Source organism: [Phormidium] sp. LEGE 05292, from assembly GCF_015207735.1.
Lineage (GTDB): Bacteria > Cyanobacteriota > Cyanobacteriia > Cyanobacteriales > Aerosakkonemataceae > Floridanema.
The window spans coordinates 13864-34872 of the sequence record NZ_JADEWG010000012.1 but is presented as its reverse complement, the minus strand read 5'-3'; the positions used below and the strand labels follow the sequence as shown (position 1 = coordinate 34872).

The 21009-nt window shown below is 37.3% G+C and carries 9 protein-coding genes; 1 reads left to right on the top strand and 8 read right to left on the bottom strand.

What is annotated here, in order from left to right:
- Nucleotides 1–70: 70 nt before the first annotated feature.
- Both IQ264_RS05590 and IQ264_RS05585 read right to left on the bottom strand, forming a co-directional pair.
- Nucleotides 71–3148, bottom strand: coding sequence for a PAS domain-containing protein (locus tag IQ264_RS05590; protein ID WP_193979439.1), 3078 nt, complete (start codon nucleotides 3146–3148; stop codon nucleotides 71–73).
- Between the two features lie 195 nt (nucleotides 3149–3343).
- Nucleotides 3344–4063 (bottom strand): DUF928 domain-containing protein, encoded by a 720-nt coding sequence (locus IQ264_RS05585; RefSeq protein ID WP_193979437.1) that lies wholly within the window; start codon nucleotides 4061–4063, stop codon nucleotides 3344–3346.
- Between the two features lie 840 nt (nucleotides 4064–4903).
- Between IQ264_RS05585 and IQ264_RS05580 the strand changes: the two genes are divergently transcribed.
- Nucleotides 4904–7429 carry an EAL domain-containing protein gene (locus IQ264_RS05580; RefSeq protein WP_228061319.1) on the top strand — a complete coding sequence of 842 codons (2526 nt, stop codon included), beginning with the start codon at nucleotides 4904–4906 and terminating at the stop codon, nucleotides 7427–7429.
- A gap of 327 nt (nucleotides 7430–7756) precedes the next feature.
- Here IQ264_RS05580 and IQ264_RS05575 read toward each other — a convergent pair whose 3' ends face one another.
- The 6 genes from IQ264_RS05575 to IQ264_RS05550 form a co-directional block, all read right to left on the bottom strand.
- A complete protein-coding gene (locus IQ264_RS05575; protein WP_193979433.1) occupies nucleotides 7757–10687 on the bottom strand; it encodes an NHLP bacteriocin export ABC transporter permease/ATPase subunit in 2931 nt (976 codons plus the stop codon).
- Nucleotides 10688–10726: 39 nt separating this feature from the next.
- Nucleotides 10727–12907, bottom strand: coding sequence for an NHLP family bacteriocin export ABC transporter peptidase/permease/ATPase subunit (locus tag IQ264_RS05570; protein ID WP_193979431.1), 2181 nt, complete (start codon nucleotides 12905–12907; stop codon nucleotides 10727–10729).
- Between the two features lie 177 nt (nucleotides 12908–13084).
- A complete protein-coding gene (locus IQ264_RS05565) occupies nucleotides 13085–14710 on the bottom strand; it encodes an NHLP bacteriocin system secretion protein (RefSeq protein ID WP_193979429.1) in 1626 nt (541 codons plus the stop codon).
- Nucleotides 14707–17319, bottom strand: a complete 2613-nt coding sequence (locus tag IQ264_RS05560) for a CHAT domain-containing protein (protein ID WP_193979426.1) — start codon at nucleotides 17317–17319, stop codon at nucleotides 14707–14709. The genes IQ264_RS05565 and IQ264_RS05560 overlap by 4 nt, the downstream gene beginning before the upstream one ends.
- Before the next feature lie 21 nt (nucleotides 17320–17340).
- On the bottom strand, nucleotides 17341–20142 hold the full coding sequence (locus tag IQ264_RS05555) for a beta strand repeat-containing protein (RefSeq protein ID WP_193979425.1): 2802 nt from the start codon (nucleotides 20140–20142) through the stop codon (nucleotides 17341–17343).
- 187 nt (nucleotides 20143–20329) lie between these two features.
- A complete protein-coding gene (locus tag IQ264_RS05550) occupies nucleotides 20330–20950 on the bottom strand; it encodes a Nif11-like leader peptide family natural product precursor (protein WP_193979423.1) in 621 nt (206 codons plus the stop codon).
- Nucleotides 20951–21009 lie beyond the last annotated feature (59 nt).

Genomic DNA, 21009 nt, shown 5'->3' with positions numbered 1-21009 from the left:
TCGAGAAAAACTAGGGAAGACAATTATTTCAGAAAAAATAGATTTGTTTATCCTTAAAGATAGCATAATTTTAACTAAATCTTTCCGGATCGGTCAGGCTTTTTTGTGTAATTATTTGTTTTTGAACTTTTTGCTTCAGGGGGATTTCCAGAGTAAATTTTGTGCCTTCACCCGGTAGAGAACAACACCGCAAACTGCCTAAATGTTTTTCAACTACTACTTGATAACTAATTGCTAATCCTAAACCTGTACCTTTACCTACTGGTTTAGTAGTAAAGAAGGGATCAAAAATTCGCGCTTGAATTTCTGGCGACATTCCTGAGCCATTATCCTTAAAAGTAATCGCTATTCGCCCAGAATCAACTAATTTAGTAGTGATTTCAATTTGACTGGGCTTGGCTTTAATTTCAGTTAGCGATCGCTTTTTGTCTCGTTCTTCTAAAACATCAATAGCATTAGCCAGCAAATTCATAAATACCTGATTTAATTGTCCTGCATAGCATTCCACTAATGGCAATTTACCATAGTTTTTCACTACTAAAATTTCTGGATGTTCGGGTTTAGCTTTGAGCCGATTTTGCAGCAATTTTAAGGTGCTATCAATTCCATCATGAATACAAACTTTTTTGATTTGTGCTTCATCCATCCGAGAGAAATTCCGCAGCGACAGCACAATTTCTCTAATACGTTCCGCCCCTACTTTCATGGAATCGATAATTTTGGGCACATCTTCCATTAAAAAGTCTAAATCAATTGATTCAATTTTGGACTGGATTTTTGCTGTAGGTTCAGGATATTCCGTTTGATATAATTCCACCAATTCGAGTAAATCAGAAATGTATTGCTGTGCGGGGGTAATGTTCCCATAAATAAAGCTAACTGGGTTATTAATTTCGTGTGCGACTCCTGCTACTAATTGTCCGAGAGAGGACATTTTTTCTGATTGAATTAACTGAGTTTGGGTGCGTTGCAAGTCTTGTAATGCTTTTTCTAATTGTAAAGCCCTTTCTGAGGCAATTTTGGCGGATTTTTGGCTGTTGTGGTAAAGTTCGGCTTGGGATATGGCGATCGCTAAATTATCAGCTATCCCTAAAATTAATTCGATTTCACTTTCTTGCCAAACTTTTTTTCCTGTGTGATGAGAACAACTCAAAAACCCTACTTTACCACCATTGGTTTGAAAGGGAACTGTCAAAAGAGATCGACAATTAAAGGATTGTAGAAGTTGCTTTAGTTTCTGATCTCTAACTGCTTCTGTATCATCGACAATGATTATTTCTTGTCGCAAACTTTTCACAGCAATTGGTTTAATTAATGAGTCAGGATAAATACCCAAAAAACTAGGTAAACTGGGATTTCTGGCTTCTTTAACTGCTTGCCAAACTGCTGTTTCAGGTTGTTCAATATTTCCACAGTTGCTCAGAGAACCTAAAAAAGTTTCATTGTCTGATGCTAAGGAATTATCGCCTAAGTACCAGACAAATGTACAAGCGTCAATTTCAAATAATTCACGGACACTAGTCACTACTGTTTCTAAGATTGTATCTAAATCTAGAGAAGCCCGAATTTGTTCAGCAATTCTATTGAGCAGTTCTAGGCGATTTGCTGATTCTTCAATTGCTGATTCGGCTTGTTTGCGTTCAGTAATGTTTTGCAAAATTAGCAATCCAGCGAAGATTTCTCCTAATGAGTTTTTTACTGGTACAGCTTGTGTCAAGTAAATAGTATTGTAATAAGATATTTCATCTTTTAGCATTTCACCTGCTAAAGCTGCTTGGTAAAATTTAGCGAATAGTTGATATTCATTTGCAGGCCAAATATCATCAGGAAATTTGCCTTCTAAATCAGCTGGAGAAAGTCCAGCTTTCGCCAGTTCAGAACCACCTGTGACTAAAAAGCGGCGGTCGCGATCGAATAAAAATACCGATCCATTAGGAATATGTTCGATTAATGTGCGATAAAGTTCTTCACTTTTTCGCAGTGCTATTTCCTGTAGGCAGCGTTCTTCTTCTAGGCGTTTGCGTTCAGTAATGTCGATCGCATAGCCAATCATTCCCACAACTTCTCCTTGTTCGTTATTTTCCCAGGAAATGTTGACGAAAATATCAACAATTTCTCCTCCTTTACGACAAACTTTGAGTTCTCCTTCGTAAACACCTTGCTGTTGTAAAGTCGGAATAATTTGGGTTGCAAAATATTCCTGTTCTTCTGGTGGATAAAGAAAAGTTATCGACTTACCTATTGCCTCGGTTGCACTATAGCCATAGATACGTTCTGCTGCTTTATTCCAACGATTAACTATACCTTTAAGATCGGTAGTAATTACTGAATCAGATAATTGATCTAAAACTCTTGCTTGTTGTTTTAAAGTGACTTCTTGAAGTTTTTGCGTAGTAATATCCTGCGTAAAACCAACTAAACCAATAATGTTTCCTTGGGAGTCTCGCCAAACATTTTTGCGTGATAAAAAAACCTGCTGATGATTTTCATAATTGAAAGTTTCTTCGATAATTTGCGGTTCTCCTGTCTCCACGATCTGGCGATCGTTTTCTTGAATTTGTTGGGCAAATTCTAAAGGAAATATTTCTGTGTCATCTTTGCCGATAAAATCGCTGGCTGTTTTGCCAATATTGGTAGCTGCTACAGAATTAATTAATACATACCGCCCTTGAATATCTTTAACATAGAATATTTCTGGGATTGATTCGATTACGGTATGCAAGAGATTAGTGCTATTTTCAATTGCTAGGGGATCTTCTTGAGAAATCCCAATTATTCCCGCAATATTTCCTTGTTCGTCGCACCAAGGTTGAATTGTGGTGAGATAACTTTTTTCCCTTCCATTTACATGAAAAGTTTCGCGAATTATTTGCTGCTGATAATCATTAATTGTTTGCTGCTCTTTGTTAGTAAGGTTTGTGGCTATTTCTGTAGGAAATACTTGGTAAGTATTTTTACCGATTATTTCTTCTTTAGGTATTTGAAAATTTTCTACAACAGCCGAATTAGCTAATAAATAGCATCCAGAATTATCTTTAACCCAGATAGGAAAAGGCAGACTGTCAATAATTGTTTCCAAAAGTCCTTGAGTTTTCTTCAAAGCAGATAAAGCTTCTATTTCAAGACTCTCGGTTTTGCTGGGAACCATTACTACTGACCTCTGGTAAGTAAAAATTACTGGTAGTAAATTAATTAATAAATATTCACCTATGTTAATTAAATCAGTAGTAACTAAGTAAAAACAACCGCGATCGCACGGAAAACCCGTAAAGTCAAACTACGGGTTTACGTAATCGCGCATCAAAAAATCACAAAACTACCCTTTACTTTAGATGTCCAATAACTATTTGCTATATCCGACTAAAGGTTCTTGTGCCAGTTTTTGCAAATTCACAGAATTCAATAGCTGTTCCCATTTAGCTGCTACAGCTGTATCAGTAGGACGGGAACGACGTAACTCAGCTACAGTTGCCATAGCATCGTACCAGAGATTATTCGCTTTATAACTATCAGCAAGGTCTAAAGAAGCACCTTGTTTTAGTTTATTCTCTAAATCCTGGTTCACTGCGACTCGTTTAATAGAACCTTGCACATAAATATCCGATCGGCGATTTTCTCGATCGGGAACTATCGCAAAATACCAACGGTAAGTTTTGCCAACTTCCAGGGTTTTGGTTGGTTCATTTCCGGGAATTGTAATTCCAACTACTCCTGAATTTCCGTCAGTTGTAAACTGTGTTTCATATATCTGGCGTTCATTTTCGTCTATCAACACAAATTCCACCATTTGCGGCTTCTGAGTTTTAGGGACATAGAAAAAAAATGTGGGAGCTGCCGATCCAGTCAACCCTTGATTATTGTCTGGAACCAAAGCTACTACAGGTGTTTCAGAAATAAACATATCGGAACGGGTACCACCACCCACTCGTCTTCCTGGTAAACCTTCTCTCGCTTGGCTAACATCTTCTGCTAATACTTGTTTTGAGCCGCTACTGGAAAAAAAAGTGAATGTTGATAACAAACAAAGGGCTGCGATGATTTGAGGCAAAATTACGCTACGCATAGAAACCAATTGTTAAATGAAATAACTTTTATGGTTAATTGGAAAAACTTGTTCCCAGGTTAGTATTTTTCTGTGGAAACAGTCTTGTGTTCATTATAAGCACATTCTTCTGGCAAATGGTTCCGTAAAAACACACAATTGTTAATTTTGATTATTTCTGTATATTTACAAGATCGGCTAGCTCAAAACGGTAATAATTGCTATATTTTTCTATACAGGATTTCAGTTACATAATCCTTTACTAGTTACAACTTTATTTTCTATCATCTATCTTAAGGGACAAATTTTTACAATAGATAATTAATTGTTTCAATTTATCACCTACCTCGAATTTAAAAAAATTTGTAGGATTTAAATTTTATTAAGTTATTTGCCGCTCTTTTTAAAATTTTGATTAAGCTAAGTAAAATTTTTACTGATTTAGTTATCTAATAGTGTTACAAGTTAATAAAGAATCATAAAATAATTTTATCTATATGGGTATAAAATCTCTGGTAAAATTCTCTCTAAGATCTAAAATAAAGTAATAACCCAAGTAACTAGTAACTTGCGTAAGGTATGTTATTGCGCTGTCTTCGCTCTTATGACAACTAGGATAACGAGCGAAAACAGCAGAAAAACTTACCTAATCACAGGATTAATTATATAACTAGCAACTTGCGTTAATAGGGTGTAAGAGAGAAATAAAAAGGCGATCGCAAGAAATCCTTGTTGAGTTACGAAAATCCGCTTGAAAAGTGATACTTGGTAGTGCTTTTGCTTAATTTTGTGCCTGCTAAACTTTTTCAGAAACTACCTCAGCTATTGTCTAAAAACACCGTTCATGCTGGGGTCAAAAAATTGGCCTACAAATCATTTCTGATTTTTCAACAACCTGTTTTGATTACTAGCTTACTGGTTACGGGTTCGCTGTTAGCAATCAGACAGATGGAAATATTGCAGCCGTTGGAGTTAATGGAATTCGATCGCGCCACCCAATTAAAACCGGAGAAGAAGCCAGATCAGAGAATTTTGATTGTAGGAATTACCGACTCAGATATCCAAGCACAAAAGAAATGGCCTCTGTCAGATCGAACATTGGCTAGGCTAATAGCAAAGTTGCAATTGTCTCAACCAAAAGTTATTGGTTTAGATTTATACCGGGAAATACCGTATCCGCCCGGTCATGCTGAACTGGTTAAGGAATTACAAGCGCAAAATGTAGTCGTAATTACTAAATTAATAGATAGTGAAAATGAAAGTGTCAAGCCGCCTCCTAGTGCAGCAAAGCAACAAATTAGTTTTAATGATTTTGTACTCGATCCCGATGGAGTGATTCGGCGAAATTTTATATTTGCTAGCGTCAAAGGCGAAGCATACTACTCTTTTGGGTTACGAATCAGTTTAAAATATTTGCAAGAGCGTAATTTTGCTTTAAAAGCAGAGCCTCATCAGCTTAAATTGGGTGAGAAAGTTTTCCCCAATTTAGAGGCTGACTCTGGAGGATACCAAAATATTGATACAGGAGGTTATCAAATATTATTAAAATATCGAGCTAGAAGTCAAAATATAGCGCCCCAAGTAACATTAACTCAAGTTTTAAATGGAGAAGTAGATCCAGCTTTAGTAAAAAATAAAATAGTCATAATTGGTACGGTAGCACCCAGCCAAAAAGATCTACTTTTCACTCCTTATACGGCAACCGATCGCGATAAAGCCACCATGCCCGGAGTGCTGATTCATGCTCAGATGGTAAGTCAAATTATCAGCATTCTGGAAGATAATCAACCTTTATTTTGGTTTTGGCCTCAATGGTTAGAATGGTTTTGGATCTGGTGTTGGTCGCTCATAGGAGGAATAATAGTTTGGCGCTTTCGCCGACCATTATTCTTAGGAATTGCGACATTAACTGCGTTAGTAACTTTATTGACTGTTTTCTTTGTTAGTTTTTTGCAAGCAGGATGGGTGCCGCTAATAGTACCAGCATTGGGATTATTAGTTACAGGCAGTAGTGTAGCAACTTATAAGTTATTTCATGATACTTTTTATGATAGTTTAACTGGTTTACCAAATAGAAGTTTTCTTATCAAAAAAATAGAAAAAGAAATTACTCGCGCTCAACAAAAAGATAATTCTTTAGTTGCAGTAATATTTTTAGATCTGGATCGCTTTAACATGATTAATGATAATTTTACCCATCAAATTGGCGATCGATTATTAATTGCTGTAGCCAAAAGATTAAAATCTTGTCTAAGTCGTCAAGATACAGTAGCTCGGATTGGCGGCGATGAGTTTGCTGTCTTATTGACAAATATTAGTAATGTTACTCAGGCAAAATTGGTAGCCGATGAAATGCAACATCAATTGACTTTGCCATTTAAGCTGAAAGGTGAAGAAATATTTATTTCGGCTAGCTTTGGTATTGCTTTTAATCAGATAAGTTGCGAGCAATCTGATGATGTAGAATTATTAGTTAATCGCCAACCAGAAGAACTGTTGCGAGATGCTCATACGGCAATGTATCGGGCAAAATCATTGGGTAAAGCACGTTATGAAGTGTTTTCTACGGGTATGCGTAACCAAATAGTTTCGCGTTTGCATTTAGAAAATGATTTACGTAGAGCGATCGCTGCTTTAACTGCGGGAACGAGTCAAGAATTTATCGTTTTTTATCAACCAATTATATCATTTAAAACGGGTAGAATAGCAGGTTTTGAAGCTTTAATTCGTTGGCAACCTCCTGGTAAATTCATTTCCCCTGCTGAATTTATTCCTTTGGCTGAAGAAACTGGTTTAATTATTCCTTTGGGTGAATGGATTTTAAAAGAATCTTGCCGTCAGTTAAAAATTTGGCAAGAGCAATTTTCCCTGCAATCATCTTTATCCTTAAGTGTGAATCTTTCCACGCAACAGTTTTCTCAACCCGATTTAACTGAACGAGTTGAACAAATTCTCAAGGAAACAAAGGTAGATGGACATACTTTAAAACTAGAAATTACTGAAAGTATGGCAATGCAAGATGTGGAGATTACTATTGCTACTATCTTACGTTTAAAAGCTTTTAATTTACGTTTTAGTATTGATGATTTTGGTACTGGATATTCATCTTTGAGTTATTTACATCGCTTGCCTGTAGATACTTTAAAAGTCGATCGCTCTTTTGTGAGCAGGATGGAAGATAGTAGTGAAAATTTAGCGATCGTCGAAACTGTAATCATGCTCAGTCATAAATTAGGTATGGATGTAGTTGCTGAGGGAGTAGAAAAAGCCTCACAAATGGAAATATTGCGAGAGTTGGAATGTGAATATGGACAAGGATATTATTTTTCTAAACCACTAAATAGTGAAGCGGCAACGGCATTATTAGCTGAACAACCTCAATGGTAAATTGAAGGCAGAAGGCAGAAGAAAGTTTTGAGTTTTGTTAGCGTAGCGGTGCGTAGCACGTTTTGAGTTTTGAGTTAGGGAGCAAGTTTTAAGTTTTGAATTTTCCACTGTTATATGACTAATACCAAATCCGGGTTATTTACCCCCTATATCTCCTCCCTCTTTTCTCTGCGTCCTCTGCGTCCTCTGCGGTTCATTAATAAAGAGGGTTTTTCACCCGGATTTAGTATTACGCAAGTGTCTAATAAATATAATGAACCACAGAGGCACAGAGGACACAGAGGAAAGAAGGAAAAGATAGAGGGGATAATTAACCCAGATTTGGTATTACTCTAATTGTCGGGCTACTAATTTAGCAAATAGTCCTGGTTGATTTACTAATTCGGCAAAAGAACCGACTTGTAATATGCGACCTGATTCTAAGACGTAAATGCGATCGGCGTGGCGAATTGTACTCAAACGATGGGCAATAATTATTCTTGTAGCATTCATTTTTTCTAAGCTTTCTGTCACTATTGCTTGAGTGTTATTATCAAGATAACTGGTAGCTTCATCTAAGAGAATAATAGGTGGTTTAAAGATGAGCGATCGCGCAATTAATAACCTTTGTCTTTGTCCTCCAGAAAGATTTGTACCTCCTTCACTAACGATCGTTTGTATTCCCATTGGCATTTGTTCAATATCTTCAGCTAATCCCGCCATTCTTGCTGCTTCCCAAGCTTCTTCAACTGTAACTAATGCGCCACCAGTAATGTTTTCCAAAATTGAACCTTGGGTAACTCGACCATTTTGTAAAACTACTCCTAATTGTCGCCGCACTGCTTGTAAATCTAAATTAGCTAAATCTTGTCCATCATAATAAACTTTGCCATTTTGAGGAGTTTCAAAGCCTAATAATAAGCGAAAAATAGTTGATTTACCACTTCCAGAAGGGCCAACAATAGCGATAAATTCTCCTGGATTGGCGTGGATGTTTACTTCATGAAGAATAATTGGGCTATCTTCTCGGTAACGGAAAGTAATATTTTCTAATCTTATTTGTCCACTCAAAAGACCGGGATTAGCTCTGTGTTCATCAAATTCTAACGTGCCTTGTAAAATCGGTTGCGATCGCTCCCATAAAGGCGCAATTTCTATCAGTTTAATTAAAGTATTACTTAAAGAAGTCACCCCGCCAAAAAATATCCCAAAAGCAGAATTAAATGCTAGAAATGTTCCCAGTGTTAAGTTACTTTCGCCCGTTAGGGAACTTTGAATAGCTGAAAATCCAAACCAATATAATAAAATTAAACTAATTAAAGATAGTAATTCGTTGAGTACAGAAACGATATCATTAACTTGAATAATTTCCTTAGTTAATTGGTTTTGTTCGCTATATCTTTTTGCCCAAGCTGCAAAAGCCCGTGATTCTGCTACTGCTACTCGCAATTTAGGTACACCATTAATTAGTTGTACTACTAATCCTTGAATTTCGCCACTTAATTCCTCTTGCCGTCGCTCTTTACCTAATAACAGAAAACTAGAAATAATGGTTAAAATTACTGCTAGCAAAGTCACTGCTATAGCTACTAAAGTTAGTTTTAGGTCGTAAATAAACATTAATCCTAAATTTAACAAAGAAAATAAACCACTTAATAAAGTGCGTTGAGTAGCACCGCTAAAAATGCTATATATTTGGCTAATAGACATAATCCGTACTAGCAAATCGCCAGTGGTGAATTGCCTAATTAATGACGGATTTAATCTTAGTAATCTATCCCAAATAGCTATTTGAAGAGTGCTATTAATTCCGTTACTAACTCGTAAAGCAACTAATCCTTGATATAGATTAAATGCAGTTTTGCCAAAAGATACTGCTAATAAAGCTAATGCTAGTTGTAATAAAAGTAGGCGGTCGCCATCAGGAATTGCTTGATTAATTAAAATTGCTGTGGCTTGGGGAACCGCCATCCCCAAAATTGTACCCACAATTCCCACAATGATAATTTTAATTGTTTCAGTTTCATATCCTTTGATGCCAAATTTAAACACTTCAAATGCTTGATTAATTACTTGCGGTAAAGGACGATAAAATATATAAGCTTCTGAGGCTAAAGTAGAGGCAATATTTCTATTAACTAATGTGCGAGTGCGAGTTTCTGGATCGAACAAAAAATAACGATAACCTTTGCTTTTATCAACTAACAAAGCTACTGGACGCTTATCAGTGGTAAAAGCTAAAAGTGGGTTATATTCTTGTTTCCACCATTCCCCATTTAAGGAAACACGCCGGATGCGAATTTTCCAGGCTATGGCGATCGCCTCTACCGGATCTATTTGCTGTAAATTTACTGATTTAATTGGGTGACGAATTGGAATTTCCATTGCTCTAGCAACAGCCCCAGCAGCGATTAATAAAGGCGTTTCTTCTGGCTGTATTTGTTGCGGTTGTAAGGCGGAAGCTAAGGAATTAAAAGCATTTTCGGTTACTTGATGATTTAACAGTTGTAGTTGCTGAAATTGTTGAATTTCTGCTTCTAATTTCTGTTGATGTTTGATTTCAAGATAGCGGCAAGCATAAGAATGAAATAAAGCTAAACTCTGAGATAACTCTTCCGCAATTTCCACAGTTTTAATTATGTCAATTTCAACAAGATTAAGTGATTCTACCCAGGTAGAAGCAGCGAGGGGAAACGGGGGAGATTTAGGATCTAAGCTTAATTCTTCTATGCCCATCCAAGCTGTACTACCTTGATGAACTTTCACCCAAAAAATTGTTTTAGAAGATGCTTGTAGTACTTGCCCTTTAGATAATTTATCCGGGCTAGAATCTGTGGATTGTATTTGATTTTTTGAATTTGATATGCCCGGAGTAGCAACTAATTTACTGATGCGATCGATCCAACTTTCTAATAAAAGAATTACTTCTGTGTCACCTGCTGCTATCTGGGAAATTAAATCGGCAAAATCTAGTTCTAAAACTACACTTTCTTGAATAGCAACTGCTAAAAGTCCATAGTTAAAAGATGGAAAATTTTCGTCTAACTCTACATTTTCCGGTGTTTCTTCTCCCCATAAAGCAACACCAAATAATGCTTCTCCCGCACTAACACTAAACAGATAACGTCGATCGCCTATAGCTTCTCCTGCTACAATTTTGGTAACAAAAATCGCCATTGTACCAGCTTGAACTACCCAAACCTTCTGGGGATTATCTAGTAGTAAAGGTTGGTTGCCTTTAAAGTTATGCAGTAATTTAAATAAATCAGAATTTAACATCGCTAATAGCTATAAATTGCTAATAGCTAATAATTGTCATCAGCTAGTAGCTAATAGTAAGTTAGCATAAGTTCCTCCCTGTTGCTGTAATTCTTCATGGGTTCCTCTTTGGGCAACTTTACCTCTTTCCATGACAATAATTTCATCACAATCACGAATTGTGCTGAGGCGATGGGCGATGACAATGCAAGAACAACCACGTCGCCGCAGATTGCGATCGATAATTAATTCAGTTTCCGCATCTAAAAAACTTGTAGCTTCATCTAATACTAAAATTCTCGGATTCATGACTAGCGCCCTGGCAATTTCTAAACGTTGACGTTGCCCGCCACTCAAATTAATTCCTCCCTCAGCAATTTCGGCGCTATATCCTCCTAAACTGGATAAAATAAAGTCATGAATTGCTGCATCTTGACAAGCTTGCACCAAGTTTTCTTCACTTATAGTTGAATTCCAAAGCGTTAAATTTTCTCGTACAGAACCTTTGAATATAAATATATCTTGTTCCACCATTGCCAGTGAATTTGCTAAAACTAAGCGGGGAATTTCCAGGCGAGAAATACCATCAAATAAAATTTTGCCTGACCAAGGAACATACAAACCTGAAATTAGTTTTGCTATGGTAGATTTACCAGAACCACTACTACCAATTATCGCTACTCGCTGTCCAGGTTTTAAGGATAAATTTAAGTTTTCAATCAAAGGAGTTTCTAAGCGATTATAGCCAAAAGAAATATTATGTAATTCAACATAACCTAGTAATTTAAAAGATGGAAAGTTATTAATAGTTAATTGATTTACTGTTTCTTCTCTGATAACTTCTGGATCGACAGGGTTTTGTAAAACATCATCAAGGCGATCGAGATCCGCTTCTAAAATTTGTAAGGTACTGCCAAAATTAACTAAACTATTTACTGGCGCTAAAAAGCTGCTAATTAAAGTTTGATAAGCTACCAACATTCCAATTGTTAAACTACCATCCATTACCCGGAAGCCGCCAACTACTAAAAGAGCAGTTGTTGCCAATGAGCTTAAAATTGTTGGTAATAAAGTTAAAGTTTGGCTTTGTAAAGCTAATTCCTGTTGGGCGTTAATTGTTTTAGCGTGATAACCAGCAAACTTAGCAAATAAATCAGATTCTAAACCAGAAGCTTTTATTGTTTCAATTGATTGTAAACTGTCAATTGTTACCCCAGACAGTTTACTACTTTGTTGACTAATTTTTAAGTTAGCATCTAGACGAATCCGGCGTAATAATTGCAATGTGATAATATTAATTATAGCAAAACTGATAGTCATTACTGTTAGCACCCAATCGTACATAAACATTAAAGCTGCGTAAAATATTAACATCATGCTGTCAATTACAGTAGTGGAAATACTGTTGATTACACCGACAACTTTATTATTGATGGCGGCGCGATTGCCAATTTCACCTGCAAAACGTTGGGCATAAAATCCTACTGGTAAGCGTAAAGTATGCCAAATAAACTGCCCTGTCATTACCATAGAAAGCTTAATTGTTAGTCGCCGTAAGTAGATTAGGCGTAATCTGGATAATAGACTTTGCACGATCGCAGTAATCACCATTCCAATTAATAAAGGTCGTAACCAATCTTCTCGACCTTGCACCAAAATTTCATCAGTAAAAACTTGACTAAAAGCGGGTACTGCTAAACGGGGAAAAGTCAAAAACAACCCTGCTAGAATAGACAACAAAACTGCATCATAAGAATTTTTTAGCCGAGAATGTAAAGCCAAAATTGTATTGCGTTTTTGTCCACCTTTTTGAAACTCAGTTCCCGGTTTTATTTCCAACACAACTCCCGTGTATGCCTGGGAAAATTCCTGTTTTGTTACTTTGCGTCTACCACTAGCTGGGTCATTGAGAAAAACGCGATCGCGCTCATACCCTTCTACGACTAAAAAATGGTCAAAATTCCAAAATACTATATAAGGAACTGGCATTTCTTTTAAAGTTTCTAAACCTTTTTTATAACCTTTAGCTTTCATTCCATAATGTCTAGCAGCTTTCAATAAATTAGCGGCATTCATACCATCACGAGATACTCCACACTCTTGCCGAAGTTCCGCTAAAGGTACAAATTTGCCGTAATAACTTAAAATCATTCCCAAAGCAGCAGCACCACATTCTACAGCCTCCATTTGTAGTACTGTCGGAGTCTTGACAATGTTTGATTTTTTATTTTTGATTGCCATTGTTTTAAATTATATAAATTACCTAAAAGTTGGCTTTGCTACACATAGTTGATCCCCCCTAACCCCCCTTAACAAGGGGGGAACAAGACTGGGTTTTAAGTTTCTTTTAAAGGGGGAACAAGACTCGGCTTTAAGTCCCCCTTATTAAGGGGGATTTAGGGGGATCTTTTTCTGATATCACTTAATCCCACTCCATTCCCGCAAAAATGGTAAAACAAACTCAATTGGTGCGCGTTGTTGTACAGTAACTTGTGCTGAAGTCGTGGTACCAGTAGACATTTTTACATCTAATGGCCCTTGGGAAGAAGACCATTCATAGCCACTAAAATTACGAGGATTTTCCTTTAATTCTGCCCAAACTTCTATCTGTGCTTCTTTAGATTGAGACAGCAAACTTTCTACTATTTCTGGATTACCAATTGTACTAGCAGCACCTTGTTTAGTCACCGGAAATGGCGAAACTGAAACCACATTTCCCACAATTCCTCCAAATCTTTCCCGTTTTACAAGACTCGGTGTAATTTGAATTGGCATCCCTGGTTTAATTTGCTTACCATCTCTCACAGCAAAATAAGTAACTGCTAATAGCGGTTGAGCAGATTTTTGAATTTGAATTGAGCCAATACGACTCCCCGGACTCACAACTTGACCATTAGTAACAGTAAGTTCGAGAATACATCCCTCATAAGGGCTTGTAATGACGCTGTTTATTTGAATTTGTTGGTCAAAAGCTTTAACTTGATTCTCAACTTCTAGAATTTGATTTTTGCGATTATTGGTAGTATCTAAGTTTTGTTGTTCCAGAGTTTTTGCTTTAGTATCTAACTCGTTTAACTGCGTTCCGATTTCGGAAATTTTATTCAAATTATCGACATATCTTTGTTCAGCTTCCGTTTTGTCAAGTTCCAGCTTTTTTAGCTGAGATTGAATTTCGCCAATTGAATTCAAATTTTCTAAGAAAGCTTGTTCCGCTTGGGTTTGATCGACATCTAATTGTTTTAATTGAGCTTGAACTTCTGCTACATTTTGCAAACTATCTCTGTATTGTCGTTCTGCTTCTAATACTTGATCCTTGGGAATTGCTCCTTGTTTTGCTAATTCCTGCCGGATTTCTAGCCTTTCTTTCAGCACAGGAGCTTGGGCTTTAGCATCTTGTAGACGTTGTTGTAAACTTTCTCGTTTCTGTTGAATTGCACCGCTTCTTTTACTCCGAAGAACTGGCGTTAAAGATTGTAAGTTTTGCAGACGTTGTTTTAAGCTTTCTCCTTGTTTAGTAATGGAACTTGTACTTTGATTTTTTAGTAATGGTGTAAGAGATTGAGCATCTTGTAAACGTTGTTTTAAGCTGGTTTTTTGCTGATTTAATTCTATTTTTTCTAGTTGATTTTTTTGTAATGCGATCGCACTAGCTTCCCGGTCTTGCTTTTGTAATTCCGCTAATTTCTGCATTTCTAATTCTCGTTTTTGTTTTAATTCCAAAGGCTCAATAGTAGCTATCATTCCTTGAGGATTGGGCAGACAATCACCCTCTTTAACTTTTAATTCTTGCAACTGTCCCGAAATGGGAGATTGCAATTCTACCACTTGGCGCGATCGCAATAACACCCCTTGACCAGCAACCGTAATCGGAATTCTACCAAAAATACTCCAAACTAAACCAACTAATACCAATCCACCTAATGTCACCAAAGGAATCCAATCTTGAGGACTAATTACTTTAATTAACTCATCTAAACGCTCTGGAGTAGATAAATAATTCAGCGATTCTCTACGAAAAATTTTTCTTTTTTCTGGACTATTCATAACCAATTTCCTACTAAAACAAACGCTGACCAAAAATAGGGATGAGAAAATTGGCTATCCTGCAAAAATAACTGTTGAGTACGACGTAAAGCTTCGGCTTTTGTAACTTTGTTATTATTTAACTCTTTGTAAAAATGTGACATAAATAAAGCAGTCGCTTCATCATCAACACTCCACAAAGTTGCCAAAGTACTTCGTGCCCCTGCTCGCACAGCAATTCCCGTCAATCCTAAAGTTGCTCGATTATCTCCAGCAGCAGTTTGACAAGCACTAAAAACTAATAATTCTATTGGGTTAGTAACGCTCTGATTGCTACGTAAAAGCGTGTCTAAGTCCTTGGCATTAATCTTTTTATCCCAAGTCAAAATAAAAGTATCAGCTGCTTTAGAACTAAATTTACCATGAGTTGCTAAATGAATGATAGGAAATTTATCGCTTTGAACTTTTGTTTTAAAATTAGATGCTGTAAAAGATTGATTTAGTAGCTTTTCAGTATGAATTTCTTTAGCAATATCATTCAATTCGGTAGATACATTAGGAAGTGGGGCAAATCCTTGACGCGCTTCGCTTAATCCCGCCGTTAGCACTCTCATATCATGATATTGTAAAGGTTTGGCATCTACTAATTGTAACCCTGGCGCGATCGCCACACTGTATTTTTGCACTAAATACTTTTGTCCATCATAAATCCCTGCGAGCGAGATATTTCTTAAGGAACCATCTAAGACAAATACTAAAGTTTGTATACCACTATTTGCTAAATCATTTTCAATGGGATGAATTAACCAATCGTAGAATTTTTTAGCTTCAATAAAATAATTTTTTTGCGAAAGTCGTAGTCGAGGAATAGTCAGAGCATCGTTAGCTCTTGTTATTGTTGCTTCAATTTCTTTGCTAGGTAAAACAGTTGTGTATCGCCGCAAAGGTTTTCCTGGCAATGCTGCAATTACTTCTATCCGTTCGTTTATACTCGAAGTATTGGTATTACTTAAAATAATTGTAGAAATAACCGCAGCTTTCGGATCGATTTGGTCAATTTTAACAGCTTGGGTTTTTAAACAAGCATCTCGGAAAAAGTTATCCAGTTCAGCTAATTGTAAAGAATCAATTAAAGTCCGTGCTCTTTGCAAATCAGATTGTTCTACAACTTGTCCTACTGGTAAGAGTAAATCGACTAATTCTCGATAAACTGGTTCTATGGTATCTCGAAAATCAAACTGAGCTTCTGCGGAAATTGCTACTAAATCGCTGCGAATAGATTGCAGAGAATTAACAGCTTGATTATAAGCTGCGATCGCCTCTTGACGATTCCCCTGCTGTTTATAAATTCTCCCTAATTGCCACTGCCAACGAAAGTTAATATCAGTAGCATTAATACTTTGAGATAACAGTAAAGCTTTTTTCGTTAATTGTTGAGCAAAATCCCATTGTTGGTTTTCTTCATACAACCTACCGAAGTTTCCAACAGCATAAGATAATGTCCGTTGATCTTGTAAAGTTTCAGCTTGTTGGACTGCGGTTGCTAACATTTTACCAACTTCCGCATTACTAGGAAGTGATAATTGATTACTTGCTTCTTTCCTCAGCTGCATTAACTTTCTCGCTAAATTAATCCGCGCATTAATTGCTTGTCTGCTCAAAGGTAACTGAGTTAAACTAGCTTGAATTTGCGGTAACAATTCCAGTGCTTTTTCCCCTTCTTTCTGATTAACTAAAACATTTAAATAATTTAGCATAGCTTGAGTTTTAATATATGGAGAAGTAGTAGTTTGCACTGCCTTTTGATAGTAATCCAAAGCGGTGGGTAACTCTTGCGCTAGTCTTGCTGTTTCTCCTAAACTTAATAGCATTGACGCGATCGCATCAGCTGCTTTTAAATTTTCCGCAATTGCTAAACCTTGTTCTAAAATTTTTTGCGATCGATCTAAGTCCCCCACTACTCGCAAAGCATCTCCCAAACTTTGCAAACATTTAACCTTTACTAAACTATCTGGTTGCTGTTGCAATGTTGCATTTAACCTATCCAAAACTTTAATTGTCTGACGATATAAACCCAATCTTTCTAAAGCTTGGGATTGATTAATTTGATTTCGAGTTACCCCAGTAAAATCACCAATCTCTTGATAATTAATTGTAGCTTTTTGCCAAGTATCCAAAGCTTTTTCCGGCTGACCGATCGCTAATTGTAAAAGTCCTTGAACTTCTAAAGCTTGCGCTAATAATAGTTGACGTTCTTTGCTATTAGCTTGTTTGTCCAGCAGATTTAAACTCTGAGTAATTGCTGATTGAGCCTTAGACCACTCTCCAGTTTGTTGATAAACTAAAGCCAAATTTCTCGCCACTCTCGCTTGACCCAACTCATTACCTTGAGCCACATAATTATTGTTTAGTTTTTCTAAAAGAGCGATCGCATCCCCAAACCTTCCCTCTGTATAAAATTTTTCTGCTTGCGCTTCCCAATCACTCACTGAATTATCAACAATTAACTGCTTTAAACTTACTTCGCTGTCTGGAAAAAGCGAAAGTGACATCGCATTTTTCCCCCACCAAATCACGCCGAAAAAAGATAAAATTCCCAAACATATAATTAATATATTCTTAATTTTCATTAACTGATTCCCTACCCCAAACTAGTTTTGAACTGGTAAAATATCGCAGCTAGGATGAATTAAACTAAAACTTTGAGGCGTTGTTCTTCCTCCTTCAGCAGTCAACACCACTCTGCCATCAGCCCCAACAACCCAACCTTGAGCTTCCACAATTTGCTCATAGTTTCTTGCCGCCCTAACATGAGAATTACTCCTGCTATTTGTACGTCTCTGAGAGTTAACATTTTGATTCATATCAGCAACTCTTGCCCATTCCACCATTACCGCTTCATTAGTTGCCGGATTAACAGGATTAGGTGGTAAACCACCCCGACCTGTCACCACAAAAGAACTACCCTCTGCTTGTTGTGATGTACAAGCATTTTGAGCAACTAATCCAGATACATCAATCAGATTTGTAGGTAAATAAACTAACCCAGAATTCACATCAACTTCAGGCGAATTGATTTCTACTACTCCATTTAATTCAGGATTTCCCCCGGTAGCTGTAATATCGCTATTGGGAGTTTGTTCTAATCGATATTGTGGCCCAAAAATACCAGTTGCGTTAATACTTACTCGACCGCCCTGGCTATTAGTAGCATTAGCTGTAATATCACTATTTCCTAAAGCTACTAAATTATTTGTTGTCAGGCTAATATTTCCCCCTGGTTCTTCACCTGTAGAATTAGTACTAATTAAGCTATTACCACGTAACAATAATAAATCTCGTGCTTGCACCCTGATATTCCCAGACCCAGCTGTGCTATCAGCTGCCAATCTCCCTGTATTATCAAGTTGAACTTTTGCCGCATTCACTTCCAAACTACCCGCCGCACCAGAACCCGCACCACTTACAAATAAGCCACTATTAATTAACTGATCTCCTAAAATTCTGCTGCCACTGATATTCACATTTTCAGCATTCACAGTTAACATTCCCCCAGAGCCAGTGCTAAAAGAATTTGCTCTCACTGTTCCCCCACTTTGCAGGTTCACTTCTCTAGCATTAATCGTTAAATCTCCCCCAGTTCCAGAGCCAAAATTATCAGCAGAAATTCTCCCTCCATCTTGAATCAGCAATCTTCTCGTGTTCACTGTTAAATTCCCTACATTACCAGTAGCATCTCCTGGGTTTCCATTTCTACCTCTTTCTGCGGAGACAAACAAACCACTGCTACCTAATACTGCATCAGCATTTGGATCAACGCCAACTAGTTCGACAGACTCAGAAGCATCAATTACTAAATTCCCGGCATTTCCATCTGCACTGGTAGAACTAGCGATTTGTCCTCCATTTTGAACTGATAGTCTTCTGGTTTGAATCGTCAAATTACCCCCATTGCCTGTAGCCCGAATATTGGTGAATTGGTCAAACTCAACTGTTGCGGCAATCCCTGTTAAAAAATCAGTTTCACGGGTTGCACCAATGATTTCTACAGACTCCGCAGCCTTAATAGTCAGATTTCCCGCCTGACCTGCGGTATAAGTGCCACTACTTACGAACGCTCCATCTTCAATTAGTAGTCGTTCGGTTTCAATGGTGATATTTCCAGCATTACCAATCGGTATACCATCCCCATCAATCTTGTAAGTTTGATTAACTATGTTGCTAGGTATAGATTCGTCTGCTGCTATACCAGTCACTTCTACTAATTCTGAGGCTAAAACTGTTAAGTTTCCTGCATTTCCATTGCCATTAGAAATATTACTTAGACTCGCGCCATCTCGAATAGTTAATCTGCGAGTTTTAACTGTTACATTACCAGCAGTTCCAGTTGCAGTTCCCCGGGTAGTAGCAGAGATCTGAGTATAGGTATCAAGGGTAGGAACCGAAAAAAACGGATTAAGTCCACCAATAAGTTCGACTGAATCAGTGGTGGTGACATCTAGATTTCCCCCAACTTCTGAACCTTCATGGACATAATAAATGATTGCGCCTTCTTGGAGAGTTAAGTTTCTGGCTCGTACTTGAATATCGCCGCCTCTTTGCCCACTGGTATCAACAACGGCATTTTGAGATAGGTTAATGTCACCAAAGTTTTGTACTCGATCGTAATTCAATGCCCAACCTTGTGCGATCGGACTTAAACCCACAAAACCATTATCACCAACACTACCTAACTCAATTCTTCCTTCAAAAGCTCCCATAGTGCCGCCTTCAATCAGCACATCACCACCTATCAACGCAAAAGTTCTTCCCGGAGCTACTCTTAATCTAGGTACGGGATAATACGGACGGAGTGGAGCGATATTGTTCCCTTCATCTGTACTTTGATTCACTATTCGACCCGGATTTGTGCCAAATTGTAACCCGATCGGAACATTAACACTCAGCAATGGTGACGCTTGCGGATTAGTTGCACTAAATTCTAAACCATCCCCAAAACTAATTTTGCTAGCCGTACTGCCAATAAATGAACCATTAAGATCTAATCTTGCACCCTGCCCAAAAATAATTCCATTGGGATTAATTAAAAATAAATCCGCATTACCCAGAACACCCAAAGTTCCTAAGATTTGCGAAACATTATTTCCTGTTACTCTAGTCAAAATCCTCGTCACCCCATCAGGGTTAGCAAAATAAACCCCCCGCCCAGCACCAACATTAAATTCTCGAAAACTGTGAAACAAATTATTACCGCGAACTGCTCCCCCATTAATTCGATCGCTAGGAAGATCTTTGATTGCACTGGGAGTAACAACAGAGCTTTCATTCCCTAAAGTCGCATCAGGAACAATCTGAGCTAAACTAACTTGAGTTGATAAAGCAATTCCACTAAAAGTTAAGTAACCTAACTGACTCAACCGCCAGCCAAATCTTTTCCAAGCACAAGTTTGCATTTGATAAACCACCTTGAGGAAAAAGTATAAAAATTTAACAATTTTGTAAAGTTATCTATATTACACAAATTAATCAAGTCGGCACTATTATAACTAGTCAATCATGATTAAGGCTGTAAGCATAAAAAAATGTAGAGACATTTAATGAAACGTCTCTACGTTTATGCAAAATAATACACCAAGCATTTTAAAGAAGAAGGTTTGTGATGTTACCAGATGAGTAATTCGACCATTTATTTCGATCCGATGTATTCTGTAACAAACTTAAAGCCAGCCCATCATAAGCAATACCAGTCAACTTGTACGGGCTATATTGCCCATCGAGATCGATCAGTGATACGGTGTTATTGCCTTCCCATACCCAAAGTTCCATTGTTTGCAGTGCTGTTTCTATCTGAGCGCGTGCTTCAGTTGATTGGTCAACTAAATGAAAACATTGTTGGTTAACTAAAATACCAGTCTGATGCCAGTAACTATTTTTAGTGGCTGCTCTCGCACCACCTGCAACTGCTTCCAACTCTTCTTCATCCAGTTCATAATCATCTAATTCATCAAAATTCGGGTCTGTTTTTTGCCCAGCCCAATGTAGAGCAAATTGCAAATCTGAAATTGTAAACTCGTAGCCATATTCTCCAGCAATTTGCCGAAATTCTTCGGTGTTTTTGGCATTTTCCAAAGAAGATTTTAATGTTTGTTCTTGTTCAAGATTTTGGCATAGTTCATAAATATTTTGTTGAGCTTTGACAAAACGATATTCATCGACGGGTAAATCTTCTGCATTGATTGGCTCGATCGAGTTTTGCAACATCAGTAATTTTCTCCAAAGTTCAACATAAAGTTTCTATAGATAGGAGATCTATAGGCTGT